Below are 22,527 nucleotides of genomic sequence, written 5' to 3'. Positions count from 1 at the left end.
CGTTGCACCCACGCAGCCTCTTCCGCCTCCCCTTTTCACTCGCAGGCAGGTCACCGGGATTATGACACTTTTGGGACAACATGGTTCAAGATCACCGCCGCTTTCCTGTCATTCTGCCGTCAGAAAAAAGGCTTGGGAGACACCGATGGAAAGGGTGCGAAATCACTCGGATGGTGCCTTGACAGATCAGGGTGGGCGCCGCGCTAACGAAGAGACCTGCGGTAGGGCCACGCACGCGTGTTGGTGGCCTGGGAGAAGGTCGAAAGCGAAATGTCAGCGCGCGGGTCCCCTCAGCAGGGTGCCCCGTGATGGCGGGCACCGCGATCAACCGGGGGCGCATCGCGCTCCGCATTCGGCAAACGGGCGCCTGCAGGCTGCGAAGTCGAGGCTTCGCTCATGAAACCCGATATCCCGAAGATACCCCGGCCCTCCGATCGCCGGTTGATGATGGGTCTTGCGCAAAGCGGTCTGGAACTGCTGGTCAGCGAGCTCGGCCTTGCGCTCTTTCGCCAGCCAGCGCTCGAGATGCTTTTCGATCTCTACAACAAGCCGCAGGAGGAGGCTCGCTATCTGACTGCGCTGTGCGGCGTATCGAGCACATCCGAGCGAAACTCGCAGCGTATCGTCCACCGGATGGAAGAGCATGGCCTCGTCACGACAGAGTCGGATCTTGAAGATGGGCGCCGAACGATTGTAACGCTCACACCATTGGGGCGAAGAGCGATAGAGCGCTTTCTCGACGAGTGGGCAGCCAGCACCGAATTCACGGCACTTGTCGACGAACAACTGATAATCCGGCGCGTCACTTCGGCATTGAGAAACGGCGACTGACCAAGAGACTTGAACTTTTGTTCGAACGAAGGCAGCTTACGCAGCGCAGGCCGGCATTGAAAGGCGGGTACCGGCTGCAGGTAATACCTTCCACGCATGAACAGGGGCGGGACCGCACGGGTCGCGCGCAGGCACTGGATATTTAGCCCGCCGCCGGTGGTGGCCTAGTCGTGCGTACCTTGTTCTTTGATTTTGCCGATGACCCGGAGTCTGTCGGCCTGTTTGCAGCATCGTGATCGCGATGCTCGGCTTTGAGAAAACCAAGCGCCGCAGCGCTTCGCGAAGCTTGTTCGAAGACCGGAAGGAATTCGACAGTTTCTATCGCCGGGAGGCCCCTAAGTTGCTTCAATTCCTGAAGCGCCGGATCTGGATCGAAGAGGAACGGGCGGATCTCGTCCAGGAAGCCTTCATGCGCCTCCTGGCAGCCCGGTCAGACGCTGCCCGGGACAATCCGGGTTCCTATATTCAGGGCATCTTGCGGCATCTTCTCGCCGATCGGACACGGGCTTGGTCGAGATCCAGTGCTGCAAGGGTCGAGGAAATGCCCGCTGCGCCCGCGCCTGAAATGCCCGATGCAGCGCTCGAACTGGCTCAGATGCGAGAACTGTATCGCGCGGCCGTCGAGGCGTTGCCTGCGAAAACCAGGACCGTGTTCCTGATGCACAGGGCGGAATCCATACCCTACAAAGAGATAGCCCAGAACTTGGGCATCAGCATCCGTACGGTCGAGTGGCACGTGGCGGAGGCGGTTCAGCGCATCGGCAGGAGCCTATCCAGTGATGACTGAAGGCGGCAGTTCCTTTCCCCTTCCCGACCGGATCAATCAGGAGGCGGCGGTCTGGTTCGCCCGCATGCGGGGGCCCGACCGGCACGAATTCGAACGGGACTTCGAGGCCTGGCTGGAGGCAAACCCGCTGCATTCGATTGCCTACCAACGTGCCAGCGAGGTTTTCGCCATCGGCCGCTTTCTGGCCGCCGAGCACAGCGCGCAAAGTGCGCCCGCAAACGACAACATGTGGTCCAGCAGGGCAAAGTGGTTTGCTGCTGCAGCCATCCTCGCGATTGCGCTGATCATGGGCGCTTTTGTCATCGCAGGCCTGCCGCAAATGGAAAGTGCCGCACCAGCGCCACGAACTGCCATGACCGAGCAGCGGACGGACGGCCAGCACACGGCTCGCTACGCTGCAGGCGAGGAAGCAGGTCGATCCATAAAACTTGCCGATGGCTCGGCTGTGACCCTGACGCCGGGAAGCATTCTGACTGTGGCCTTCCGGCCGGATCGCCGAGAGCTTCGGCTCGAAAGCGGCGAGGCCCAATTCGATGTCGCGCATGAGGCCCGGCCATTTGTCGTTACAGCCGGCGGCGGAAGCGTAACGGCGCGCGGAACGATTTTTGAGGTACGCGTCGGTGCGAACCGGCAGGTAACGGTCAATCTCCTGCGAGGCGCTATCGATGTCGAACGTCCGCGCCAGGCGGACGGATCGATTGCCCCCTTCTCCCGTCTCGAACCAGGCGAGACTCTCGCGTTTACCGCCGCGAGTGGTCCGTCCCCTCTCGCGCCGGAGGGAAGGACCTTGTTCACGGCCGCCAGTCCTGATGGAAAAACCGAGCCGCGCACATTCGACCGTACGCCGCTCTATGCCGTCATTGCCGAGGCCGGTGAAGCGTCGGGCCGGACGATCCGGCTTTCAGACCCTTCGATCGGTCAATTGCGCGTCAGTGGCCGGTTCCGGGTAGACGACAGCGAGCAGGTTGCCGACCGGCTGTCGGCTCTGTTCGGGCTGGAAATCGAGAGGGAACCCTCAGGGGAAATGACATTGCGTCCCGTGAATTGAAAAAATTTCGCCTGATACCCCGTAGTCGCCCCAGCGGCAGCGATGCCTCCTGTAAATTCCAGTCAAAATGGCGGGATCCCTACGGGAGGGGATGAAGTGGTTTACATGAAAGACCGGGCCTATCCATTGTTTCTGAGCACTGCGATACTGGCCTCTCTTTACCTCGTATCTCCGGCCCGGGCTCAGGTGCACGAGAATCAGAACAGCCGTCAGGACTACAATCTCGAAGCCGGCGAACTTGGCGACGCACTCCAAGCCGTCAGCCGCCTCTCGGGTCGCGAAATCATCTTCAGTTCGGAAGCGGTGATCGGCCGGCATGCTCCTTCACTGAAGGGGGCTTACAGCGCGGACGAGGCAGTGCGTCGACTGCTATCCGGTTCCGGGCTGAAGGTAGAATATCGAAAGGACGTAATTCTTGTCGGGGGGCGAGTGGAGGGCGCAGCCGAGGCGCCCGAAGCCCCGGCGGTGAGCGCGGATATTCTCGTCACGGCGTCGCGCATCAAGGGCGCGCCCAGTCCCTCGCCGACCGTCATCACTTCGCGCGAGGATATCGCAAAATCCGGCGTCACCGATCTCGGGACCTTCGCCCGCACACTTCCTCAGAACTTCGCCGGCGGGCAGAATCCGGGGGTTGTCGGAAATCCCGGACAGTCCGAGAATACCAATTCCTCTTCGGCCATGAACCTGCGCGGGCTTGGGCCGGACGCAACGCTCACCCTGATCAATGGGCACAGAGTGGCTTATGACGCGGTGTCACAGGGCGTGGACATCGCAGCGATCCCGCTGGTGGCCATCGAGCGCATCGACGTCGTTACTGACGGCGCATCCGCGCTCTATGGTTCCGACGCCGTAGGCGGCGTCGCCAACGTGATACTCAGGCGCGACTACGACGGCCTGCTGACATCGGCGCGGGTGAGTGCCGCAACAGGCGGCGGCGATGTCGAAAGACAGGTCAGCGCGGTCGCCGGAACGCGGTGGAGTTCGGGCGGGTTCATGCTCGCCGGCGACTACCTCCATAGTTCGGCGATCCTTGCCAGCCAGCGCAGCTACACCCGCCAGATGGACGGATCGGCCACGCTTCTGCCCGGGCAAAGGCAGTTCAGCGCTGTGCTTGCCGGTCACCAGCAACTCGCCGCCAATCTCGAATTCGAGATCGATGCCCAGTTCAACGAACGCAAGTCACATGCCTGCAACCCGTTCCTCGCGACCGCGAGTTGCCTCATCAGCGGCAATTCCATCAACCGGCGGGTGCGCGCGTTTTCGGTGAGCCCGTCGCTCCGGCTGGAGCTATCGAATGGCTGGGATGTTCGCCTTGCAGCGACCCACGGCGAAAGCGCGACCAAGGTGAACACCCGCGCCTTCAGCGGCGGCAATCTCACGGCCCAGTACTTCCCCGACTACAAAAACAGCCTCGATGCAGTGGAACTCGGGTTCGAGGGCCCGTTGTTCGAGGCCCCCGGGGGCGAGGCGAGGCTTGCACTCGGTGGCGGCTTCCGCCGCGTAATTCTCGACGTGGACTCCAGCCAGATCACCGGCGGCGTGACGAGGCAAACCTACCTGTTCAGTGAGTCGCGCGACACGTACTTCGGGTACGGTGAGATGCTGGTTCCGCTAGTCGGCGCCGGGAACGCCATGGCAGGAATACACCGCCTCTCGCTATCGGGCGCGGTGCGCTATGAGCATAATCAGGGATTTGGCGACCTGGCGACCCCCAAGCTGGGGCTGATCTATGCGCCGATCGAGGACGTGACGCTCAGTGCGACATGGGGACGTTCGTTCAAGGCGCCGACGCTCTACCAGACCGGACAGCCGCTGCAGGGGTTCCTGGTGCCGGGCTCGCTGTTCACGCCGAGCGGGCCTGACGGCGCGCCCGCCATCATTCTGGGCGGGGGGCGCCCTGATCTCAGACCCGAAAAGGCGAAAACCTGGACGGCGACACTGGCGGTGACGCCCCGGGCGGTCCCGGGCCTCAAGGCACAGGTCAGCGTGTTCGACATCCGCTACCGCGACCGGGTCGTGACCCCGATTGCCAACCTCCTCAGCGCATTTTCCGCCCAGTACGCAAGTCTCGCAGAAATCTACCCCAGCCAGGCAGTGATAGCCGAACTCATCGCCCGCCTTCCCGACGGTCTCATCAACCAGACCGGCGCGCCTTATGATCCGGCCTCGGTGACGGCGATCGTCGATGACAGTCTGCGCAATGCGGCGCGCCAGCGCGTTCGCGGCATCGATCTCTCCCTCGCCTACACAACTGACATCAGCAGCAGGGACAAACTCGAATTCGAAGGGTCAGCCAGCTATCTGGAAAGCCGACAGGACCTCGGCGAGGGTGCTGCGAAAATCGAGCGAGCCGGGCGAATTTTCAACCCTCCGCACTGGCGCGCCAGAGGATCCCTGGCCTGGACACGGGACAATTTCCGGATTGGCGGAGTCGCCAGCTACATCGGCGGCACGACTGATGATCGGCGACCGGTCTTCCGCAAGGTCGGAAGTTTCACGACGCTGGATGTAACCGCCCACATCACTTCGAAGGATGAGCGCGGCGCCTTCGCCAACATTGAGTTCACGTTGGCCGCGCTCAATGTTCTCAACGAAAAACCTGATCTGATCCTCGTCAGCAGTGCAGCGGCGTACCCCTACGATTCCACCAACTACTCGGCGGTGGGCAGGACGGTCAGCCTTACGATCAGCAAGCGCTGGTAAGGTCCCATGGTCATGCGAGTGCGATGCGCTGCTCTGGCGGCGGCGGCTTCCGCTATCCTTCTTCAACCCAGCGCGAAAGCTGCGGCGGTCCTCCCGGACTGTTCCGACGTCGTGCAGGGCAAGCCCGTTTCAAGCGGCCCCGTCACCGCCCGCGATCTCGTGACTCTCGCCGACTTAGGGCCCGACGCCCCTGATCCCGGCGAAGGACACATCTTCTCGATTTCGCCAGACGGACGTTGGATCGCGCTTCAGGTCCGAAAGGCCGATCCGGACGCCAATGGCTTTTGCCAGGCGCTGGTGGTTCTGCCGGCGGATGGATCGGGTCCGGTTCGCATCCTCGACAGGGGCGGAGAGCTCATTCTTTCCAGAAGCGATATGCTGGGCCGAGCGGGCGTTGCGACGGGCCTCGTCCGGACTATCGAACCGGTCTGGTCGCCGGACGGCCGGCGCCTTGCCTATCTAAAGCAAACCCATGGGGCCATACAGGTCTGGGTCGCCGAGGCCGATGGCAGTAGAAGCCGCGCGGCAACGAGCGGCGTGGTTGAGGTGGATCGTTTCGCTTTCGATGCCGATGGGCGCACCCTGGTCGTTGCGCTTCGCCCCGACCTCACTGCAGAGCGGGAGGCCATCAAGCGTGAAGAGCGGTCAGGCTTCCGGTTTGATGCCCGGATTTCGCCCGGAGCAGGCGCCGTCCCGTTTCCCCGCCCGGGCAACCGGCACGCCTACTTCACCGTCGGTGAGGACAGGCGCATGATCCCCGCGACGCCGGGGCAGATCGCTCGGCTTGGCAGCAATGAAGCGATTCAATCCTTGTTATCGCAGCACGGCAGCAGAATCGCGCTGGCACCGACGAGCGGATCCCCCCTGCAACCGATCGTGCGGCTGCAAGTGCAGGATGACAAAGGCCGCATTTGGCCCTGCGCTGATATCGCCTGCACCGGACCCGGTCTTGTCGCCTGGTGGATGCCGGGCGGCCGCCATGTCCGCTTCCTGCGCCGCGAAGACCCGGCAAAAAGCGTAACCGCTGTCTACGAGTGGCGGCCCGGCGCGAGACACGCGCGGCGCTTGATGGCGACGACTGCGCTGCTCACGGATTGCCAACCGCACGGAAACGAGCTGTACTGCCTCGAAGAGAGATCACTCGATCCCCGGCGGCTGGTCCACTTCGATCCTTCGAACCAGCGCAAATCGGTGCTTTTCGATCCCAATGCCTCGTTCGCCGCCTTGCGAAAGAGCCGGGTGAAACGGCTCTTTGCCCGCAACAGCTTCGGCATCGAGACATTCGGAGATCTGGTCTATCCGCTGGGGTATCGCGTAGGCAAAACCTATCCACTCATCGTGGTCCAATACACCTCTCGCGGCTTTCTTCGCGGCGGAACCGGCGACGAGTTTCCGATCCAGGCCTTTGCCGCGCGAGACTACTTCGTGCTCAGCCTGCAGCGACCCGATGCCCTTGCTCTGACCAGCAATGCCAGGACGAGCGAGGAAGCCGAGACGCAGCTCCTGAACGGTTTTCGCGATCGCCGCAGTGTCCTTTCCTCCGTCGAAAACCTGCTCAGACCGCTGATCGTGCAAGGTCTCGTCGATCCGGCACGCATCGGCATCACGGGTCTCAGCGATGGCTCTTCCACGGTGCAGTTTGCAGCCGTCAACAGCACGATGTTTGCCGCCGGCTCGGCAAGCGGCTGCTGCTGGGAGCGCAGCCAGGATTTCCTGCTAAGCGAGGGCATCGCCGATCATTTCGCGCGCAGCGGTTGGCCGCGCCTTCTTGATAAGCGAAAGGATTTCTGGAAGAGGATTTCTCTCGCGCAGAATGCGCGGGACATTCGCTTCCCCCTGCTCCTGCAGATGGCCGATACGGAATACCTCGGCGCTCTGGAAAGCTTCACGGCGCTGCGCGAAGCCGGCCACCCGGTGGACCTGTATGTCTTCCGCGATGAACACCACATCAAGTGGCAACCGGCGCACAAGCTGGCCGTCTATGAGCGAAACCTGGCGTGGTTCGATTTCTGGCTCAAGGACGTGGCTCCGCCCGGCGGCACCGAGCGAGAGACCTGGATCCGCATGAAGCGAGACTGGCAATCGAAACCTCGAAGCGCTGCGCGCACGGAGCTGCCTTCCAGCCCGATCAACCCGCATGGGACCGAGGCTCACCCTTCCCGCCCCCTGCTCTAGCCTTCGGCGCCGCTGCGCTCCCGCAGTCCCAGCCAGTTACAGTGCCTTTCCGTGCTGATCGAAACCTCCAGTGCTCGATCCAACCCTCGATATCGAGGAAAAACAGCAGCGGCACGAACGAAGGGCCACGATCGGCTGCACCGGGCCGCAAGGCTTGCTCGACACCAGCAAGATCGATGATGCCCCGCTCGGCCAGGCGTCCGCCGAGGAGCCGATCGCGTATCTGCGGAAGGTTGGCTTCCAGGAGCGTGGAGGCAAAGCCATCCGGACCGCCCTTGACCCGCCGATCGGCCACCACTGGCGGTAGCCGGTCGCGGTAGGCGCGGCGCGCCACCGCACGGTCCCGCCCGCCTGAGGAACAAAGCCAGGTCGGGATAGCCAGGCATTCCTCAAGGATGGGCTGGGAGAGTAGCGGGTTGACGACAAGAGGGCCGGTTGCCGGATCGAACCCTTCGACATGGTTCTGGATGCGCAGGATCATCGCGATATGCGCAGCCTTTCCCGGAAGCGCGCCCTGCGGTGCATCGAGCCAGGGGTGCTCCGGCGATGCCTCTGCACATGCCCGGATGGTCGCATCCGAAAGGAACCGCAGATCCGGACGCCACTCGTAGCGCGAAGGGCCGCGTGCAATCTTCCGCGCCTGACGGATCGCCGCTGCAAAGCTGCAGCCGGTAAGCGCGCAGATGTCGCGCAGCGCCTGCCATGCCTCGCCCATCGAGGCTCCCGATCGTCGCAGGTCGATCAGTCCCCGTGTCGACTGGCTGAGGAAGAAGACATTGTCGCCGCCGTTGCCGGTGAAGAATGCCTCCGCGCCGCATCCCTCCATCGCGCGGCTCACCGCCGCGTTGTACGCCTGGGATTGCGTGCGCCCCGAGGGAAACGCCAGGTGGGAGACGCAGGATTTGCCCGGGTCTATGTCTTCGAGGGCATAGTACTCCTCGCGTAGCGGCACGCCGAGATGCTCGCAAAGCGCGCTCGCATACCGTCGTTCGTCGCCGACCGGATCGGGCGCTACCAGCGTCAGTCCCGTGATCGCCTGCTTTCGCCCGGCAAGGGAGGCTGTCACGATCGAGGAATCGAGACCGCCGGACACGCCGACCACAATCGAGGAAAAGCAGTTTGCCCAGGCCTGAACGCAGTTCCCGACCGTTCGGGACAGAGCGACCGCAGCGTCGTCCAGGCTGCCGGGGACGGAGGCCGGCTCCACAAAATCCCACGGATTCCACAGCGGCTGACAGCGGATATCACCTGCCGTCACGATCAGGGCGGAGCCTGGAGAAACACGCCGAGCTCCGGCAAGCGGCGCGTTGGGCAGCGGCAGGTCCGCGAGATAGATGTGCCGCGCCAGCGCCTCGTAATCGATCTCACCGGAAATCGCTCCGGCGTCTTGGAGCAGCGCCGCATCGGAAGCGACGAAGACGAGGCCGTCTGCCTCGGCGTAGTGCGCTGGCGTCGCTCCGGAAGGATCTCGTAAAACCATGACGGCATCAGCCGATACGAGCGCCGCGACGTAGCTGCCCCAGTAGCGCTGGAGAAGCTGCTTGGCCGGCTGCATTCCGAGCTCGAGTTCCTCGTCATGGCCTATCGGCCGGGCGCTGCCGAAGCGGTGGAACAGGGTTCCGCTGACAAGTCCGCACCCCGCACGATACAGCGCTTCGCTGCGATCGGTCAGTACGACGAGCCGGTCCTGTGCGGCGCGGTAGGGAAGCCCGGTCAGACGGGCGATCTTCTCGATGTGCACGTCGCTGGGGCAATCGCCCCGCGGCACCAGGATGAGATAGCGATGCCCTGTCATCGGACGAGTATCGGCGTAAACAGGCGGGCGTGATCGATGTTGTCATTGAGCACCGTTCCTGCGGATTGGACCCAGCAATGGGCGGCAAAAGGATGGCTTCTGACCCCAATCACGAACTTTGGCCGGTGCCCGTTCGCGTAGGCATGGAGGAGAAGCGCCAGTGAGCGGGGCAGGCAGCGATCCGCATGTCCGAGGAAAAGCCCGGCCCTTTCATGAAAGGCGGCAAGGTCTTCAAGGGTGTGGGCGGATCGGCGGAGCCCTCGATCATCGCGGCGCCTGCATCTCGAAACCTCAGAGAGAATCTGGGCAAAGGTCATTCGCGCCGTCATCCTTCTTGCCGCGATTTGCCGGGCGGCCGACATCGCCGTTCCGCGCCATCCTACCGCATCGCCTGCTGCGCTGAACGCTGCCTGGAGCGGATCGACAGTCGCGGCCGGAGCAAAAGTCCGGTCTTCTCCGGCAGGAACGATCAAGGCGCCAGCAACCAGCGCGCCAACGTCGAGAAGTCCGTCTTCGTCGAATCCTCCGGCGGCAGCGAGGCGCGCCAGAGTGGCGGCGGACTGCCCGGCTGCTGCGAAATAGCGGCCGCTCTCGATGTCGAGGAACAGGGCCCGGCCATCGAGGAGGCAGAAATGCAAGCCGGGACGCAGGCGGTAATACATGGCATTCCCCTCGATCTTACCGAGCGTGCACTCCCCTCACGCGAGGGAAGTGCACTCGTGACGCCATCAGTCGTCGGAAAGGCCGACCGGCTGCTGCTGCGGGCCGTTCGTATCGTTCAGGAGGACGGATCCGCCCTTGGTTTCCTCGACGATCGCGCCGAGATCGGCCAGTTCTTCAGCGGGCTGTTCATTGCGGTTCATGGTAGTTTCCTCTCGTATTGGCCGCAGGATTGCGGCAGCCCCTACAGTACCTCTCAAGTCGACCACGAAGACGCAGATATTCTACGCCAGATTGACGTAGAATACTGGGAGACCTTTTCCGATCTGCTGGAAACCGCGACGCCGCCCCCGTTCCTCCGCTTTTCTCGCGAGCTTCGTCGAGACCGAAAATCACGCCCCGCGCGGGTAAGTCAGGCGCTGCAAGCGGTAATTCGCCGCGTATGATAGGCAGCAATACGCCTGCGCAGCGCTTTCTGGACGTCCGAGACGGCCGGATTGAAGAGCCCTTGCAGCTCGCGAGTCGCATCGGCGAGGCTCATCGGGTCCATGATCCGCAAGTAGTGCGTCTGCGCGTTGATCGCGGCGATGGTCTCAACTGCGCGGTTGTTGCCCGTCGCGCCTGCCAGGCGCTCGAAGAGCAGACCGGTAAGCTGTGCCACCTCGACTTTATCCGCCGGCTGCGGATCCGTTGGAAACCCGCCAAGAATCCGGCTTATGGCGTCTGTCTTCAGGACCTGGACAAGTCCGGTGAGCAAGTGTGCGCTCCAGGCATAGAGCTGGACCTGCTCGCGGGCGCTGTAGAGGGTGACCATGAAGCCCCCCTCGACGTGCCGATCCAGCAGTCCCTCTCCCATCAGGCGGCAGGCAGCCTCACGTACCGGGGTCTTGCTGGTCTTGAAGCGATCGGAGAGCATCTGAAGGTCCAGTTTCTCGCCGGGCGGCATTACACCGGCGAGGTAGTCAGCCTTGAGCAAGGCGTAGATGCGTTCCTGAAGCTGGGGATCAAGCGCTGCCATTACCCGGCTACCTTCCTTTGAAGATGTGTCTGGAGTTCCACCGGGCGCCATGCCGGGGTCAAGGCACGCGTGAGATGCTCAAGATGCTTATGCGCAATGACTTCGATGCAAATACGCTCGAGGTCGCTGAGATCGCCGGTCGCGAGTTGCCGGGGAAAGGACATCTGCTGCCCGGCAAAGAGGAGCGGAAACAGGATGTGACCCGTCGAAAGCCCAAGCCTGTAGGTGCAGAGCAGATGGTCATCTAGCCGTGCCCTCGGATTTCCTCCCTCAATTTCGCGTAACCACCGAACGCCCATGCCAAGATCGCGGGCAAGATCAGCTTGCGTTATGCGCTTTCGCTTCCGTGCCTCTTCGATCTGCCGTCCCGACTGCACCTTGACGTAATCGAGCGGACTCTCGGCAACGGCAGCCGCGTTCAGTTGCGACATATCCGTGTCTCCTTTACGGGGAGAAACTGCCCGCCAAGGCCAATTCATCGCGGTTAGCTAGGGTGTGCATACCACCACTGTCAAATAGAACCTCAGACAACTTGTCTGAACTACAGAAACCGGGTCAGTAGAGTGATCCGGTCACCGCCTTTCGCAACTCACGATGAGGTGATCACGCGGTCGTATGCAGCCAGAATATCGCCGCGCTGCCCGCTAACGAGCTGGGTCAGCGCGGCTAAATAGATAGCGCCCAATGTCGGTGCTGGAGAGCCGCCGCTGCTCCGGCAATAGTGCTCGATAATGCCGGCAGCCATAGTACCCAAACGGTGCGGCGCACCGAGATGATGTTCCTCGGAACCGGCGAGCCCATCGTCCGTGACGGATCTCAGGCCGTCCGTTACCTGTTCGAGCGGACAGGCGGCGAGGTGCTCGACGGCCACATGCAAAGTCGTTCCCCAGGCTATAAGCGCACGGGTCTGCTGTATCAGCCGGCAATGCGAAGCGATCAGCACTTCGAGACCTGCCGGTGACAGCCTGAGTTTGAACGTTCGTGTTGCTCGGGCCATGACCACTCCTGGATGAGGATTTCCTTGCCTCTTCACAGCTTCTCGCCGGTAAAAACACATGGTCGCAGGGCTGAACCGGCACTGAAATGCCGTTTCTGTCGAAATCCGTCACAGCGCCGCCGGTTTCAGACCTATTTGAGATAGAAACGGTCTCTCTCGGCTTTGTTTCACCGCTCCGGCACCTTGGTGCCCTGCGCCTTGCGCACCCGTCAGCGCCGTGGTGCTATGCCTTCACGGACATCGCAGAACCCCCGCGCCGCGGGAAGCGAGCCCTGGATCATCGATCATCATCCATTCCGCACGAAATCAGCGCTGCGAGGAGATAGGCCTGATGTCATTCCTGCACCCCTTTATCATGCTCGCCGGCACCGCGGTACCGCCTCCGCCCATCCCGCCTCCCCAAACGCCGGCCTTCGAGCGCAAGGCGCCGCCTGCCAACACCCTCGAAATCGTCCAGCACGGCGGCGCTTTCATGATCCGGCCTGCCGTCCCTCCGGTCATAGCGTCCGAGCGCCATGCCATCGAACTCGGGAACGGCTTGCAGCTCGATCCCAGACTGTTCACGCGCCGTCAGGAGGCCGGTCGTGCTGCGCTGCGCTAGGTTCATTGGCGGCGCGGCGTTGGCGGCGCTCTTGTGCGCCGGCGGCGGAGCGGAAGCCGGCTCCAATCTCGAGGGCAGCAACGGCAATCGGGGGGGCAGCAATGCCGGCAGAGGCGACGGCGCAGTGCTGAGTGCTGCAGCCGCTCAGGCCGAGACGCAGCTGCGACAGAGCTTCACCAACCTCACCTTCGACGATTTCGCTCTGTCTCCGCTGCGCGGTCCTGTCTATCAGGCGCTCGCAGGGGGCCGAATGATCTACTTCGCTCCCGACAGCGAACACCTGATCTTCGGTGCGCTCTACGACCGCAGCGGCGCCAATCTGACGGCCTTCGCGCAGGATGCTGCCGCAAGGAAGCGCATGGGCGCAATCGCCCCTGCCGATGCCTTGCAGATCGGTCCCGAGGGCGCGCCCAAGGTCATCGAATTCACCGATCCCGATTGCCCCTACTGTCAGGCCCTCGAACGCTTCTGGCTCGCGAGGACGGCCGAAGGTCAGCCGGTACAGCGCCAGGTCTACTTCGTCAGCGGCATCCATCCCGGCGCGGCTGCGAAGGCAGAACACATCCTGTGTTCGCCCGATCCCGAACGCGAGTTCCGAGCGATCTATGCCGGTGCCGATCCCGCCCCCTTGCGTAAATGCAAGGAAGGTGCCGATCGCGTGGCGCGCATGGCGCAGGCCATCGGCAAGATGGGAATAACCGGAACGCCGACGCTGGTCGCAGACGGCAAGCTCATTTCCGGATTTCAGCAAGGCGAACTGCAGGCCTTTCTCGATACCGCCTATTCCAAACCCGCCAAGGATCCCTGACCGGATACCCGGCGCCCGGACGCCCGCCTGACGCCGGCCGCGGTGATCGCGCCGGCAAAACCGAGAATGCCGACGACTGCGTCCCGCCATGGAGCCGTCCAGCGCAGCCGGCGGCCGGAAACGACACCGATCGCTGCCGGCAAGGCATCCCCACGAGGATGGCTCCCTTTCAAGGAGACCTGAAATGAAGAAACTTGTCCTGGGAAACGGCGGCCGCGTCCATGTCGGCGCTGTCCTCGTCCTGCTCGCGGCCGCCATCGGCGCCGGGGCGGCTCATGCCTTCTCTGCCCCCGCTGCGGGCGACCTCGGTTACGACATCTACGATATCGTCGTGAACCAGGGCGTGAAGGGCCCGCTTGGCTTTGTCGGCGGTGTCGCGGCGTTCCTGTTCGGCGTCTCGCGCCTGTTCTCGAATATCATGATTGGCATCCCCACGATCGTGGCGGCGGTCTGCCTCATCAAGGCGGACTCGATCCTCCAGACTTTCGGAATGGTGATCTGAAACATGCGCCGCCCGGCAGCGGATAGCGCGCCGGACGGCCACATCCACGTGAGGCAACCCCGCCTCGCGTTAATCACGCCGGCACAGGCGTGGTGAAGCAAGGGAGAAGAGCGTTGGACGAACGTCTGCCTCAATACCTGCACCGTCCGGTCCAGATCCTCTGGTTCGACAGCCAGGAGTTCATCGTCGTGATGGCCACGATCTTCGTCGCGGTCATAGTCGGCGGGATCATCGGCTGGATGCTCGCCGGCGCTCTTCTCTTCTTCCTGCCGTGGAAGCGCTCGAAGCCGCGCGGGTTCATACCGCATCTCGCCTGGCGCTGGGGACTGACGCGCCTGCGCCGCTATCCCGGCCCTACCCAGACGCGTTTCTTCGAGTAACGCGCCGTGGTCTTTCCCTTCCGCCGCCGCCGCGAGCCCGAGATGATCGGCGACACGCGCCCAAGCTGGCACCTTCACCGCTATCTCAAGGGCTCGGCCAACCTCTTCGAGGAAAACCGGCTGCTTAAAGTCGCGGTCGTCGGTCTCTTCGGGATCACAACGGTCCTGGGCGGGGCGATCTATACGTCGAACCAGAACCAGCGAACCGTCGTGGTGCCGTTCGGCGCCGGAGGCGATCTCTACGTCACCGGAAACACGCCGTCGGCGGCTTACCTGCGGACGATGACGTTCAACATCGTCTCGCTCGCCGGTACCTATTCGGCCTATTCTGCCGATCGCCAGTTCCAGGAACTGCTGAGCCTCGTCCACCCCAGCACCTATAACGGGGTGCGCGACAGCCTCAGCCGCCTGCTCGACGAGCTCGCGACGAACCCGACGCTTTCGATCTCGACCTACATCCGTTCGGATCAACCGGTCACCTGGACGAAAAGCGAAATACTCGTGCCCGTCGAGAAGATCCGCGTCATCGGCGGCGTCATCCGCAAGTTCCGCGGAAACCTGCGCATTCGCTACGCGATCGACAGCGGTCGCTTCTGGCTTATCGCCCTCCAGGAGGAGAACTTCGATGCCGACGTCCGCTAGAGCGCGTTTGCTCGCGATCCTGCTCGCCCCGCTCATTCCTGTGGCTCCTACCGACGCACAAGCCCAATCCGCGGCAATTTCGGCCTTCCCGGAGCAGACCAGCCATATCCGCTTGTCGAACCGCGATGTGAACCATCTCGTCTGCACAGGCGGTGAGATCGAGGATGTGCGTTTCTCGGCCGAAAAGGGCCTTGCCGTCGAGCGCGGCGGCGCGGACGCCTGGATCAAGTTCCTGGTCCTCGAGACCGAGGACATGGGCCTGAAGACGCGAACCTACGTGACGGCGCCATCGGAGTTCTTCGTCACCTGCAACGGCGCGGTATACCCGCTTTACGCCGAGCCTTCCGATATTCCTGCCCAGACCGTGAACCTGCTCCCCGGTCAGGCCCAGCGCGCACGCAGCAACGAAGCCCTGCTTGCCCCCCTTGTCGAGGAAGAGCGCGCAGTCGGTATCGCACTGGCCGTCTTGCAGGACCGCATTCCCGCCTCGTTCAGCGAGGCCGCGCCCGCGCGGCAGCCGATCCTGCTCGAGAACCTACCGCAAATCTCGCTTACCGAGCGCCGCCGCCTCGAGGTCGAGGGGACGGGCCTGTCTATCAGCGAGTACCTCGTTACGGCGGCTACGCCGAGTCCGGCCCCGATAACGCTCGATGAGCGGGATTTCCTCAATGTCGCGCTCGGCGCCGACATCTTTTCGGTGACCCTTGATCGTCTCACCCTTGGGGTTGGTACAGATGCCAGTCCCGGTGGCGGGGACGCTGCGCGGCTCGTCGTTGTTCGCAGGAGCCGGCAACCATGACCGCTTCACCCGAAGACCAGCCCCCGACGGCACAGGGGCGCAGCCAGGCCCGCACCCCAGCAGCCTCAACCCATCATCACCAGAGCCTCGCCGATCGCCTGGTCTCCGAAACCCGGGACAAGTGGTCCGCCCTTACCTCCGATCAGCGGCTTCGCATCAAGCAAGCCGGTGTCCTCTCCGGGATCGCCCTGCTCGGCATGGGCCTCTATGCCGCGAGCTCGAGCGGCGGAAATGTTGCCCCCAAGGCTCCCGAGGCCTCCAAGCTCGACATGGGCGCGGGCCTTCGCGGTGACAGTCTCGAGGTCAAGCTGCGCGGCGACCTTCAGAAGATCCTCGATGGCCAGAGCTTGCTCGGCGACCGGGTTTCCGCGATCGAGGAGGGCAAGGTCATGCCGGGCTCCCTTCCCGGCACGCACAAGGATGGGCGCGCGGCCGCAGACGATGATCTGCCTCCGGCAATCCCGGTCGACATTCCCGACTTTCCCCCTCCGCCGCCTCAAGCGCAGGCAGAGATGGGGAATTTGCCCACACCGCCGGCAGTTCCAGGTGGCACCGGCGCCGCGCCGCCGGCTCCGCCGAGCGAACGACAAGTCGGCGCGATCGGCTCGGCAACGACCACGCTCCCTGCGGAAGGAGGCACGGCCGGCGCGGCCCGCTCAAAAAAAGCGAACCGGACGATCTATTTGCCGCCTGGTTTCATGAAGGCGCGGCTGCTGACCGGCATCGACGCGCTGGCGAGCCGGGACGCGACGACCAACCCTGAGCCCATTATCGCCCGGGTTCAGGCGCCTGCGGTTCTGCCCAACGACGTCAAGGCCAATCTCTCCGGCTGCTTTGTCATCGGCAACGCCACCGGCAGTCTCGCCAAGGAAAGAGTCGAAGTTCAGCTGGTCTCGCTCTCCTGCGTCGACTTCGAGGAGCACGCCGTCGTCGATCAGCCGATCAAGGGCTTCTTCGTCGATGCCGATGGCAAGAAAGGTCTGTCGGGCCGGGTCGTGACACGCGCCGGTGCCACGCTCGCGCGTTCCTTCATCGCCGGGACCATCGCGGGGATTTCGCAATCTGTCGAAGGGACCTTCGGCAACCTCTCGACCTCCGCGCTGGGCAGCGTGCGCTCGCTCGATGCCGGGGACGCGGCCAAGGCCGGGATCGCGGGAGGACTCTCTCGTTCCTCCGACAAGCTCACCGACTTTTACCTCGATCTCGCCCGGCAGGCCGGCCCCGTTGTCGAGGTCGGCGCCGCGAAGGACGTCGTCGTGGTCATCCAGGAAGGTCTCTCGCTCGAGATCAAACCCTCTGTCGGCGCCAAGCTGTGACGCAGCTTTATCCCCACACATCAGGAGACAGGTTCATGGTACCGATCTGGTCCGCCCGCGCGCGCAGCGGCGCGCCGCTTCTCGCCCTCTCGCTGACCGCCACCCTGCTACAGGGCTGCGCTGCGGTCGGCTCGATGATGTCGCCCTATTCGGAAAAGTTCTCGTGCAAGAACGATGATCACGGGCAGTGCATCCATCCCGAGCGCGCCTATGAAGATGCAGTCGCAGGCGCCGTCTCGAAATCCGATCCCCGCGTCACGACCGGCGCAGCAAAAGCCGCGAACACCGCCGCGCGGCGAAAAGGCGCGGCGACAGCGGGGTATGAAGGCTACCGCGACAGCATCTACCGCGAGCTGAAGGGGCTTATCGACGAGCCCGTCACGCCGATGCTGAAGCCGGCGCGGACCATTCGCACGCTGATACTGCCCTATGCCGACCGGACCCGACCGGACCGGCTCTACATGCCCCGCTACGTCTATTCCGTGCTCGACCGCCCGGTCTGGGTCGTCGGCGGCACGCTGGTGCGCAGCCCCGGCGCCGCAGTCCATGCGCCTGTGCTCGGACAAGTGAAAGAACCCGCTGCCGCACCGGCCGGGGGCGAACCGCAGCCCCCGGACGGGGAGCAGGATCAATGACCGCCGCCTCCGAACTCACGTACTCGAGGCTGCGCAGCGCGGTTCGGCGTGACAGCTTCGCGCAGTTCCTGCCGCTCCTCGCGTGGGACCAGGACACCGAGGCCTTTCTGTGCATCGACGATACCTGGGGCCATGCCTGGGAAATCGACCCAGCGGCCTACATGTTCGCGCACGTCCAGGCCGCGCTGCAAGGGCTGTTCAACATCCACTTTCCCGACGGGACGGTCCTTCAGCTCCACACTTTTGCCGATCCGCTCATCGACGATGCGCTCGATGCCTTCCTTGATCTCAAGCTGCGGGACGACCCGCTGATCCAGGCCTCTGCGCGGCGCACGCATGCCTATCTCGGCGAAGGTCGCCATGGCTTGAAAGCACTTCACGGCATCCCGGTGCGCAACTTCCGCACCCTGCTTTCGATCAAGACCCGGCGTCCGCTTGGGGAAGACCTGCGCCGTCAGGTCGAGGAACAGCTCTCGAAACTCGGCATCCGGCGCCTTGAACCCGAAGAAACGGTTTCCTTCTACCGCCGCGTGTTCAACGGCATCAGCAAGCCCGCACCGGGCGTCTTTGCGGACGGCAGCGAAGTCGGCGCGCCGCCGATCGCCCGCCAGATCATCGATGCGGGTCCCGATCTGGTGTTCGAAGGTGCCGAAGTGTTCCTCGGCAACCAGGTCGCGCGCTGCCTGACCCCCAAGGCGCCGGCCCGCCGCATAACCGCTGAACGCGCCAACCGGCTCATGGGCGGCATGCGCGGCGCGTCCGAAGACAGCGACCAGATCGGCGGTCCTTTCCTCTACACGCTCAATGTCCTGTTCGATCACTCCCAGTTCGAGATCCACAAGCGCGCCCAGATCCTCTCGGCGCAGAAGGCAGCGGGAAGCTTCGCGATCGAAGTCGGCAAGCAGATCGAGGAAATTGGCTGGATCCTCGACGAGGCCAGCAACTCGCGCTTCGTGCGCGTGATCCCGACGCTCTGGGTTTTCGGACGCGACCGTGCCCATGCCCGCGAACTCGCCGCACGCGCGAAGCGCCTCTGGGAAAGCGAGCCGCTGCCCTTCTCGATGCAAGAGGAGAGCTACCTCAATCCCACCATGCTGGTCATGAGCCTGCCGTTCGGGCTCTATCCCGACCGCACGACCTTGCGCCTGCTCGAACGCGATTTCCGGATGCCGGCCAAGGCTGCCGTACTGATGGCGCCGGTCCAGACCGACTTTCGCGGCGGCGGGCGTCCGGCCCTCCTCTATACCGGCCGCAAGGGCCAGCTCATCACGCTCGACCTCTTCGACCCCAGGATCAACAACTACAACTTCGTGGTGTCGGCCGAGAGCGGCGCGGGCAAGAGCTTCCTGCTCAACAACCTCTGCCAACAGTACTACGCCTGCGGCGCACTGATCCGCATCATCGATATCGGTGGGAGCTACCGAAAGCTCTGCACGCTGTGCTCGGGCCGCTACATCGACATCGGCGAGGAGCGCCTCGTCCTCAATCCTTTCGACATGGGCCTCGCGATGGACGGTGACGACAAGCAGTCGGCCATCACCATGGCGGTCGCGATCGTCGCCGAGATGGCCAATGCCTCGACCCGCAAGGGGGTGACGACTTCGGAATGGAACCTGCTCAAGTCCGCCGTCCAATGGACGATCGACACCGGCCGGGCCGAGCGCGGGATCGATGCCGTGCGCGAATGGCTCGGGACTTATCCCGAACTGGTGGGCAGCGCACTCGACAGTGTCGATCACCTGCTGCCGACCGCGCGCGAACTCGCCTTCAATCTGCGCGATTTCGGATCGGACGGCGCCTACGGCCACTATTTCAACGGTCCCTCCACCCTCGACATCCGCTCCGACGAGTTCGTGGTTCTCGAGCTCGAACGGCTGAAAGCGATGCCGGACCTGTTCAACGTCATCGTCATGGTGGTGGTGAACGCGCTCACCCAGGAACTCTACCTCTCCGCCCGGGACCGCCCCCGCTTCGTGCTTTGCGACGAGGCTGCCCAGTTCATGACCCGCACCGATGGGCAGGACCTCTCCCGCCTCGCCGAAGCCTTCGGCCAGGGGTACCGGCGCGCGCGCAAGTATCGCGGTTCGTTCGGTATCGTGCTGCAGTCGATGAACGACCTTCTGCTGTTCGGCGGCACGGGCCAGGTCATTCTGGAAAATGCGGCAACACGTTTCCTGCTCCAGGGGTCGACTTATGACCGGGCGGTCGAGAACAAGATCCTCGACTACTCGGGTTTCGTTCTCGATCTCCTGAAATCGGTCCGCAATTCCAAGCCCAACTACTCCGAAGTCTTCATAGATTCGCCGCTGGGCCTCGGCATCGCGCGGCTCGTCGTCGATCCGTTCTCCTACTGGATCAACACCTCGGCACCCGAGGATGTCGCGGCCTTCGAAAACCTCATGCGTCAGGGCGCCTCGCCGCTCGAAGCCGTGTGCCGGCTTGCCGGTGTCGACCCGGCCGAGGTTCTCGGGGAGGGCCGGCCATGACCCGCCTCGTTACCGCTCGGGACGAGACAGACGTGCTCGAGCTCACCCAAGAGGTCACGGCCGATCCCCGGATCGACGACCTCGTCGAGCAGCGCGTCGCCCAGCGTCTGAGATCGGAGGCGGTCCATTGGCGGCTTCGACTGGTGGTCACGGAGACCTGCATGATGGGCGTCCTCGTCTTCGCCGCAGGAAGCCTGCTCGGACACCCGGCGATGCTCGTGCTGCGCGCCAGCCTCATGGTGGCTGGATCCTGCCTTGCTACCGGCGTCCTCCTGGTGGGCCTGTCGGCAGGAACCATGCGTCTTGCCGATCGCATCAGGCGGAGGCTCGGGCGATGAACGGCCTGCTCTCTTCTGCCCCCTCGGCTCCGGCGATCCGGCTTATCGTTGCGGGCTATCTGCTGATGCTGCTGCAGATCGTCCTGCTGCTGCTCGCCGCCAGCCTCGATGCCCATGCGCGCATGCTGGTGTGGACGCTCTGCCCCTTGGGCGTCGGCTGCTTTGCCATGGCGCTGGCCGGCTGGCCGGGCAGCGAGACACCCGAAAGGAAGCGCCATGTTCGCTGATACGAGGCTCCCGCCTGTGCTGGGGAACCTGGTGCGCAGCGCATCCATCATGGCTGTGAGTGCTGCCCTGGCTACCGCCGCTGCGGCAGCGCCTTCGAGCACGATCGGGCGCACCTGGCCGATCGCCGAACCGGACGCGCTCTCGGAAATCGAAGGTAAGGCGGCCGCCCTTCCCGAGGGCTTCGGCAAGGCCTTCGGCCCGCGCGCGAACTGGAGCGCGATGAAGGCGGCCCCGCTCCCGGCAGCAACAGCAAGCCGGACGCGAAACGTGGTCCCCTTCTACACGCTCGAATTCGACGTCACGTTGCCGGGCGGAAAAACGCTCTACCCTAAGGGCTTCACCTTCAATCCGCTGACCTACGTGAAGCTGCCGCAGCGGCTGGTCGTCGTGCACCCGCGCGACCTTGCCTGGGCCCTCAGCACCGCGAGGGCCGCGGACTTCATTCTCCTCGCGGCGCACGGCGCGAACCAGAGCGATCCTATCGAACTCGGAGAAAAGGCCGGACGGCCGATCTTCATCCTGGAGGAACGGGTGAAAGCCCGGCTCGGCCTTAAGGTTGCGCCGGTTATCGTCGCGCAGTCCGGCACGCACCTCGTCCTCAGGGAATATGGCCGAGAAGCGCTCAAGGCGCAGAAGGGGACGGCGCAATGACCCCCAGAAACACACTCCTCCTTGCGGCGCTCACCATAACCTGGATCGGAGCAATGGCCCTCCCGGATGATGCCCACGCCTCCAAATGCGAAGCGGGCACGGTCTTCAATCCCATCACCAAAGTGCACTGGACCTGCATCTTTCCGATCACCATCGGCGGCGTACGTGTCGGCAGCTACGACAAGCTCGACAAGGAACTCGACGCGCAGTCGGCATCCAAGCCGCTCTGCGCCTGCCGCAAGGGCCTCGAGGTCACGCTCGGGATCAAGGTCTCGTACTGGTCGCCCAACCGCATGATCGATGTCGTCACCGAGCCGGGCTGCATGATGGCGCTCGGCGCCGACATCATGCCGACAGGCGGCAAGCTACAGGGCAGCCAGTCCTCGATCGCGGACGGCACGCAGACCCGCAAGATGTTCGCGCAGATGCACTATTACATCTCGCCGGTCTGGGCGATGCTCGACATGTTCACCGACCTGCCCTGTCTGGAGAACGACGGCTTCGATGTCGCGCTCATGACCGAAGTCCTGCCGACCTGGCAGTCGGCCACGCTCGGCGCCATCATCCAGCCCGAAGGCATCCTGTTCGGCAATCCCGCCGCAGGCCTCGCCTGCATGGGCGACAGCGCGGCGGCGGCAGCCGGCAAGGTGATCGATCCGCTGTTCTGGTGCATGGGCTCCTGGGGCGCGACTTACCCCATCGCCGGTGACATCCATTTCGGCGACAGTGTCGAGGCCTGGGCCGGCCTCGCGGCGCGCGGAACCTTTATGATGGGGCGCCTCGGCGCGCTCACCGTCAGTTCCGCCGACGGCTGCTCGTTCATCCCGCAGCCGATCTGGACCAAGTCGCGCTACAAGTTCCAGCTCATGGAGCCGGTGAAGGCCGGCAAGTGCGTCAATGTTGGCAGGCCCGGCGCGCTCTGGAGTTCAGGCAAGCATGCACCGGGCAAGGACAATGCCCAGTTCATGCTCTTCGAAAAGGTGATCTGCTGTGCCGGGATCTCGGCGCCATGAGCAGATCGCTCTCCCCAAGTCCCGCACAGAGTGTCCGTTCCCCCCGGAGGCCTGTCCGCCAAGGCCCAGACGGCCCGCGGTTTCTGTGCAGGACCGGAGCCGTGTCGCTGCTTC

General features: G+C 63.9%; 24 protein-coding genes. 19 read left to right on the top strand and 5 right to left on the bottom strand.

The window, feature by feature from the left end; translation table 11 throughout:
* Positions 1–396: 396 nt before the first annotated feature.
* The 5 genes from V7066_RS20575 to V7066_RS20555 all read left to right on the top strand — a co-directional run bounded on the left by V7066_RS20575 (position 397) and on the right by V7066_RS20555 (position 7,544).
* Positions 397–831 (top strand): MarR family transcriptional regulator, encoded by a 435-nt coding sequence (locus tag V7066_RS20575; RefSeq protein WP_334184847.1) that lies wholly within the window; start codon positions 397–399, stop codon positions 829–831.
* Between the two features lie 241 nt (positions 832–1,072).
* Positions 1,073–1,618: an RNA polymerase sigma factor gene (locus tag V7066_RS20570; RefSeq protein ID WP_334184868.1), complete on the top strand. Its 546-nt coding sequence runs from the start codon at positions 1,073–1,075 to the stop codon at positions 1,616–1,618.
* Positions 1,611–2,666, top strand: a complete 1,056-nt coding sequence (locus tag V7066_RS20565; RefSeq protein ID WP_334184846.1) for a FecR family protein — start codon at positions 1,611–1,613, stop codon at positions 2,664–2,666. Before V7066_RS20570 ends, V7066_RS20565 begins: the two co-directional genes overlap by 8 nt.
* A 186-nt stretch (positions 2,667–2,852) precedes the next feature.
* Positions 2,853–5,369 carry a TonB-dependent receptor gene (locus V7066_RS20560; protein ID WP_334184845.1) on the top strand — a complete coding sequence of 839 codons (2,517 nt, stop codon included), beginning with the start codon at positions 2,853–2,855 and terminating at the stop codon, positions 5,367–5,369.
* A 111-nt stretch (positions 5,370–5,480) separates the two neighbouring features.
* Positions 5,481–7,544 carry an Atxe2 family lasso peptide isopeptidase gene (locus V7066_RS20555; RefSeq protein ID WP_334184844.1) on the top strand — a complete coding sequence of 688 codons (2,064 nt, stop codon included), beginning with the start codon at positions 5,481–5,483 and terminating at the stop codon, positions 7,542–7,544.
* On the opposite strand, the gene V7066_RS20550 is transcribed toward V7066_RS20555, so the two are convergent.
* Together V7066_RS20550 and V7066_RS28820 are read right to left on the bottom strand one after the other, a co-directional pair.
* On the bottom strand, positions 7,498–9,339 hold the full coding sequence (locus tag V7066_RS20550; protein ID WP_334184843.1) for an asparagine synthase-related protein: 1,842 nt from the start codon (positions 9,337–9,339) through the stop codon (positions 7,498–7,500). The two genes, V7066_RS20555 and V7066_RS20550, sit on opposite strands and share 47 nt — an antisense overlap.
* Positions 9,336–9,641 (bottom strand): lasso peptide biosynthesis B2 protein, encoded by a 306-nt coding sequence (locus V7066_RS28820; protein ID WP_442947357.1) that lies wholly within the window; start codon positions 9,639–9,641, stop codon positions 9,336–9,338. The genes V7066_RS20550 and V7066_RS28820 overlap by 4 nt, the downstream gene beginning before the upstream one ends.
* On the opposite strand from V7066_RS28820, the gene V7066_RS20545 reads away from it, so the two are divergent.
* Positions 9,525–10,445 (top strand): hypothetical protein, encoded by a 921-nt coding sequence (locus V7066_RS20545; protein WP_334184842.1) that lies wholly within the window; start codon positions 9,525–9,527, stop codon positions 10,443–10,445. The genes V7066_RS28820 and V7066_RS20545 overlap by 117 nt on opposite strands.
* On the opposite strand, the gene V7066_RS20540 is transcribed toward V7066_RS20545, so the two are convergent.
* From V7066_RS20540 to V7066_RS20530, 3 genes are all read right to left on the bottom strand, one after another.
* Positions 10,412–11,017, bottom strand: coding sequence for a GntR family transcriptional regulator (locus V7066_RS20540; RefSeq protein ID WP_334184841.1), 606 nt, complete (start codon positions 11,015–11,017; stop codon positions 10,412–10,414). The two genes, V7066_RS20545 and V7066_RS20540, sit on opposite strands and share 34 nt — an antisense overlap.
* Positions 11,017–11,448, bottom strand: coding sequence for a transcriptional regulator (locus V7066_RS20535; protein ID WP_334184840.1), 432 nt, complete (start codon positions 11,446–11,448; stop codon positions 11,017–11,019). Before V7066_RS20535 ends, V7066_RS20540 begins: the two co-directional genes overlap by 1 nt.
* Before the next feature lie 158 nt (positions 11,449–11,606).
* Entirely contained in the window at positions 11,607–12,014 is a 408-nt protein-coding gene (locus tag V7066_RS20530; protein ID WP_334184839.1) for a hypothetical protein, read from the bottom strand.
* A gap of 331 nt (positions 12,015–12,345) precedes the next feature.
* On the opposite strand from V7066_RS20530, the gene V7066_RS20525 reads away from it, so the two are divergent.
* From V7066_RS20525 to V7066_RS20465, 13 genes are all read left to right on the top strand, one after another.
* On the top strand, positions 12,346–12,615 hold the full coding sequence (locus V7066_RS20525) for a hypothetical protein (protein WP_334184838.1): 270 nt from the start codon (positions 12,346–12,348) through the stop codon (positions 12,613–12,615).
* Entirely contained in the window at positions 12,599–13,423 is an 825-nt protein-coding gene (locus V7066_RS20520) for a DsbC family protein (protein WP_442947356.1), read from the top strand. Before V7066_RS20525 ends, V7066_RS20520 begins: the two co-directional genes overlap by 17 nt.
* Before the next feature lie 184 nt (positions 13,424–13,607).
* Positions 13,608–13,925 carry a hypothetical protein gene (locus tag V7066_RS20515; protein ID WP_334184837.1) on the top strand — a complete coding sequence of 106 codons (318 nt, stop codon included), beginning with the start codon at positions 13,608–13,610 and terminating at the stop codon, positions 13,923–13,925.
* Positions 13,926–14,038: 113 nt separating this feature from the next.
* Positions 14,039–14,305 carry a type IV conjugative transfer system protein TraL gene (locus tag V7066_RS20510; protein WP_334184836.1) on the top strand — a complete coding sequence of 89 codons (267 nt, stop codon included), beginning with the start codon at positions 14,039–14,041 and terminating at the stop codon, positions 14,303–14,305.
* 42 nt (positions 14,306–14,347) lie between these two features.
* Positions 14,348–14,947, top strand: a complete 600-nt coding sequence (locus V7066_RS20505; RefSeq protein WP_334184866.1) for a TraE/TraK family type IV conjugative transfer system protein — start codon at positions 14,348–14,350, stop codon at positions 14,945–14,947.
* On the top strand, positions 14,931–15,746 hold the full coding sequence (locus V7066_RS20500) for a type-F conjugative transfer system secretin TraK (RefSeq protein ID WP_334184835.1): 816 nt from the start codon (positions 14,931–14,933) through the stop codon (positions 15,744–15,746). The genes V7066_RS20505 and V7066_RS20500 overlap by 17 nt, the downstream gene beginning before the upstream one ends.
* Complete coding sequence (locus V7066_RS20495) at positions 15,743–17,062, top strand: TraB/VirB10 family protein (RefSeq protein WP_334184834.1); 1,320 nt, start codon at positions 15,743–15,745, stop codon at positions 17,060–17,062. The genes V7066_RS20500 and V7066_RS20495 overlap by 4 nt, the downstream gene beginning before the upstream one ends.
* A 35-nt stretch (positions 17,063–17,097) precedes the next feature.
* Positions 17,098–17,697, top strand: coding sequence for a TraV family lipoprotein (locus V7066_RS20490; RefSeq protein ID WP_334184833.1), 600 nt, complete (start codon positions 17,098–17,100; stop codon positions 17,695–17,697).
* Complete coding sequence (locus V7066_RS20485; protein ID WP_334184832.1) at positions 17,694–20,183, top strand: TraC family protein; 2,490 nt, start codon at positions 17,694–17,696, stop codon at positions 20,181–20,183. Before V7066_RS20490 ends, V7066_RS20485 begins: the two co-directional genes overlap by 4 nt.
* Positions 20,180–20,521, top strand: a complete 342-nt coding sequence (locus V7066_RS20480) for a hypothetical protein (RefSeq protein WP_334184831.1) — start codon at positions 20,180–20,182, stop codon at positions 20,519–20,521. Before V7066_RS20485 ends, V7066_RS20480 begins: the two co-directional genes overlap by 4 nt.
* Positions 20,518–20,748 carry a hypothetical protein gene (locus tag V7066_RS20475; protein WP_334184830.1) on the top strand — a complete coding sequence of 77 codons (231 nt, stop codon included), beginning with the start codon at positions 20,518–20,520 and terminating at the stop codon, positions 20,746–20,748. Before V7066_RS20480 ends, V7066_RS20475 begins: the two co-directional genes overlap by 4 nt.
* Positions 20,738–21,400 (top strand): conjugal transfer protein TraW, encoded by a 663-nt coding sequence (locus tag V7066_RS20470; RefSeq protein ID WP_334184829.1) that lies wholly within the window; start codon positions 20,738–20,740, stop codon positions 21,398–21,400. The genes V7066_RS20475 and V7066_RS20470 overlap by 11 nt, the downstream gene beginning before the upstream one ends.
* Before the next feature lie 53 nt (positions 21,401–21,453).
* Entirely contained in the window at positions 21,454–22,413 is a 960-nt protein-coding gene (locus tag V7066_RS20465) for a TraU family protein (RefSeq protein ID WP_334184828.1), read from the top strand.
* Positions 22,414–22,527 lie beyond the last annotated feature (114 nt).

Source organism: Novosphingobium sp., assembly GCF_036820275.1.
In the GTDB taxonomy this organism is placed as follows: Bacteria; Pseudomonadota; Alphaproteobacteria; order Sphingomonadales; family Sphingomonadaceae; genus Novosphingobium.
This window is presented reverse-complemented; position numbering and strand designations above follow the sequence as displayed.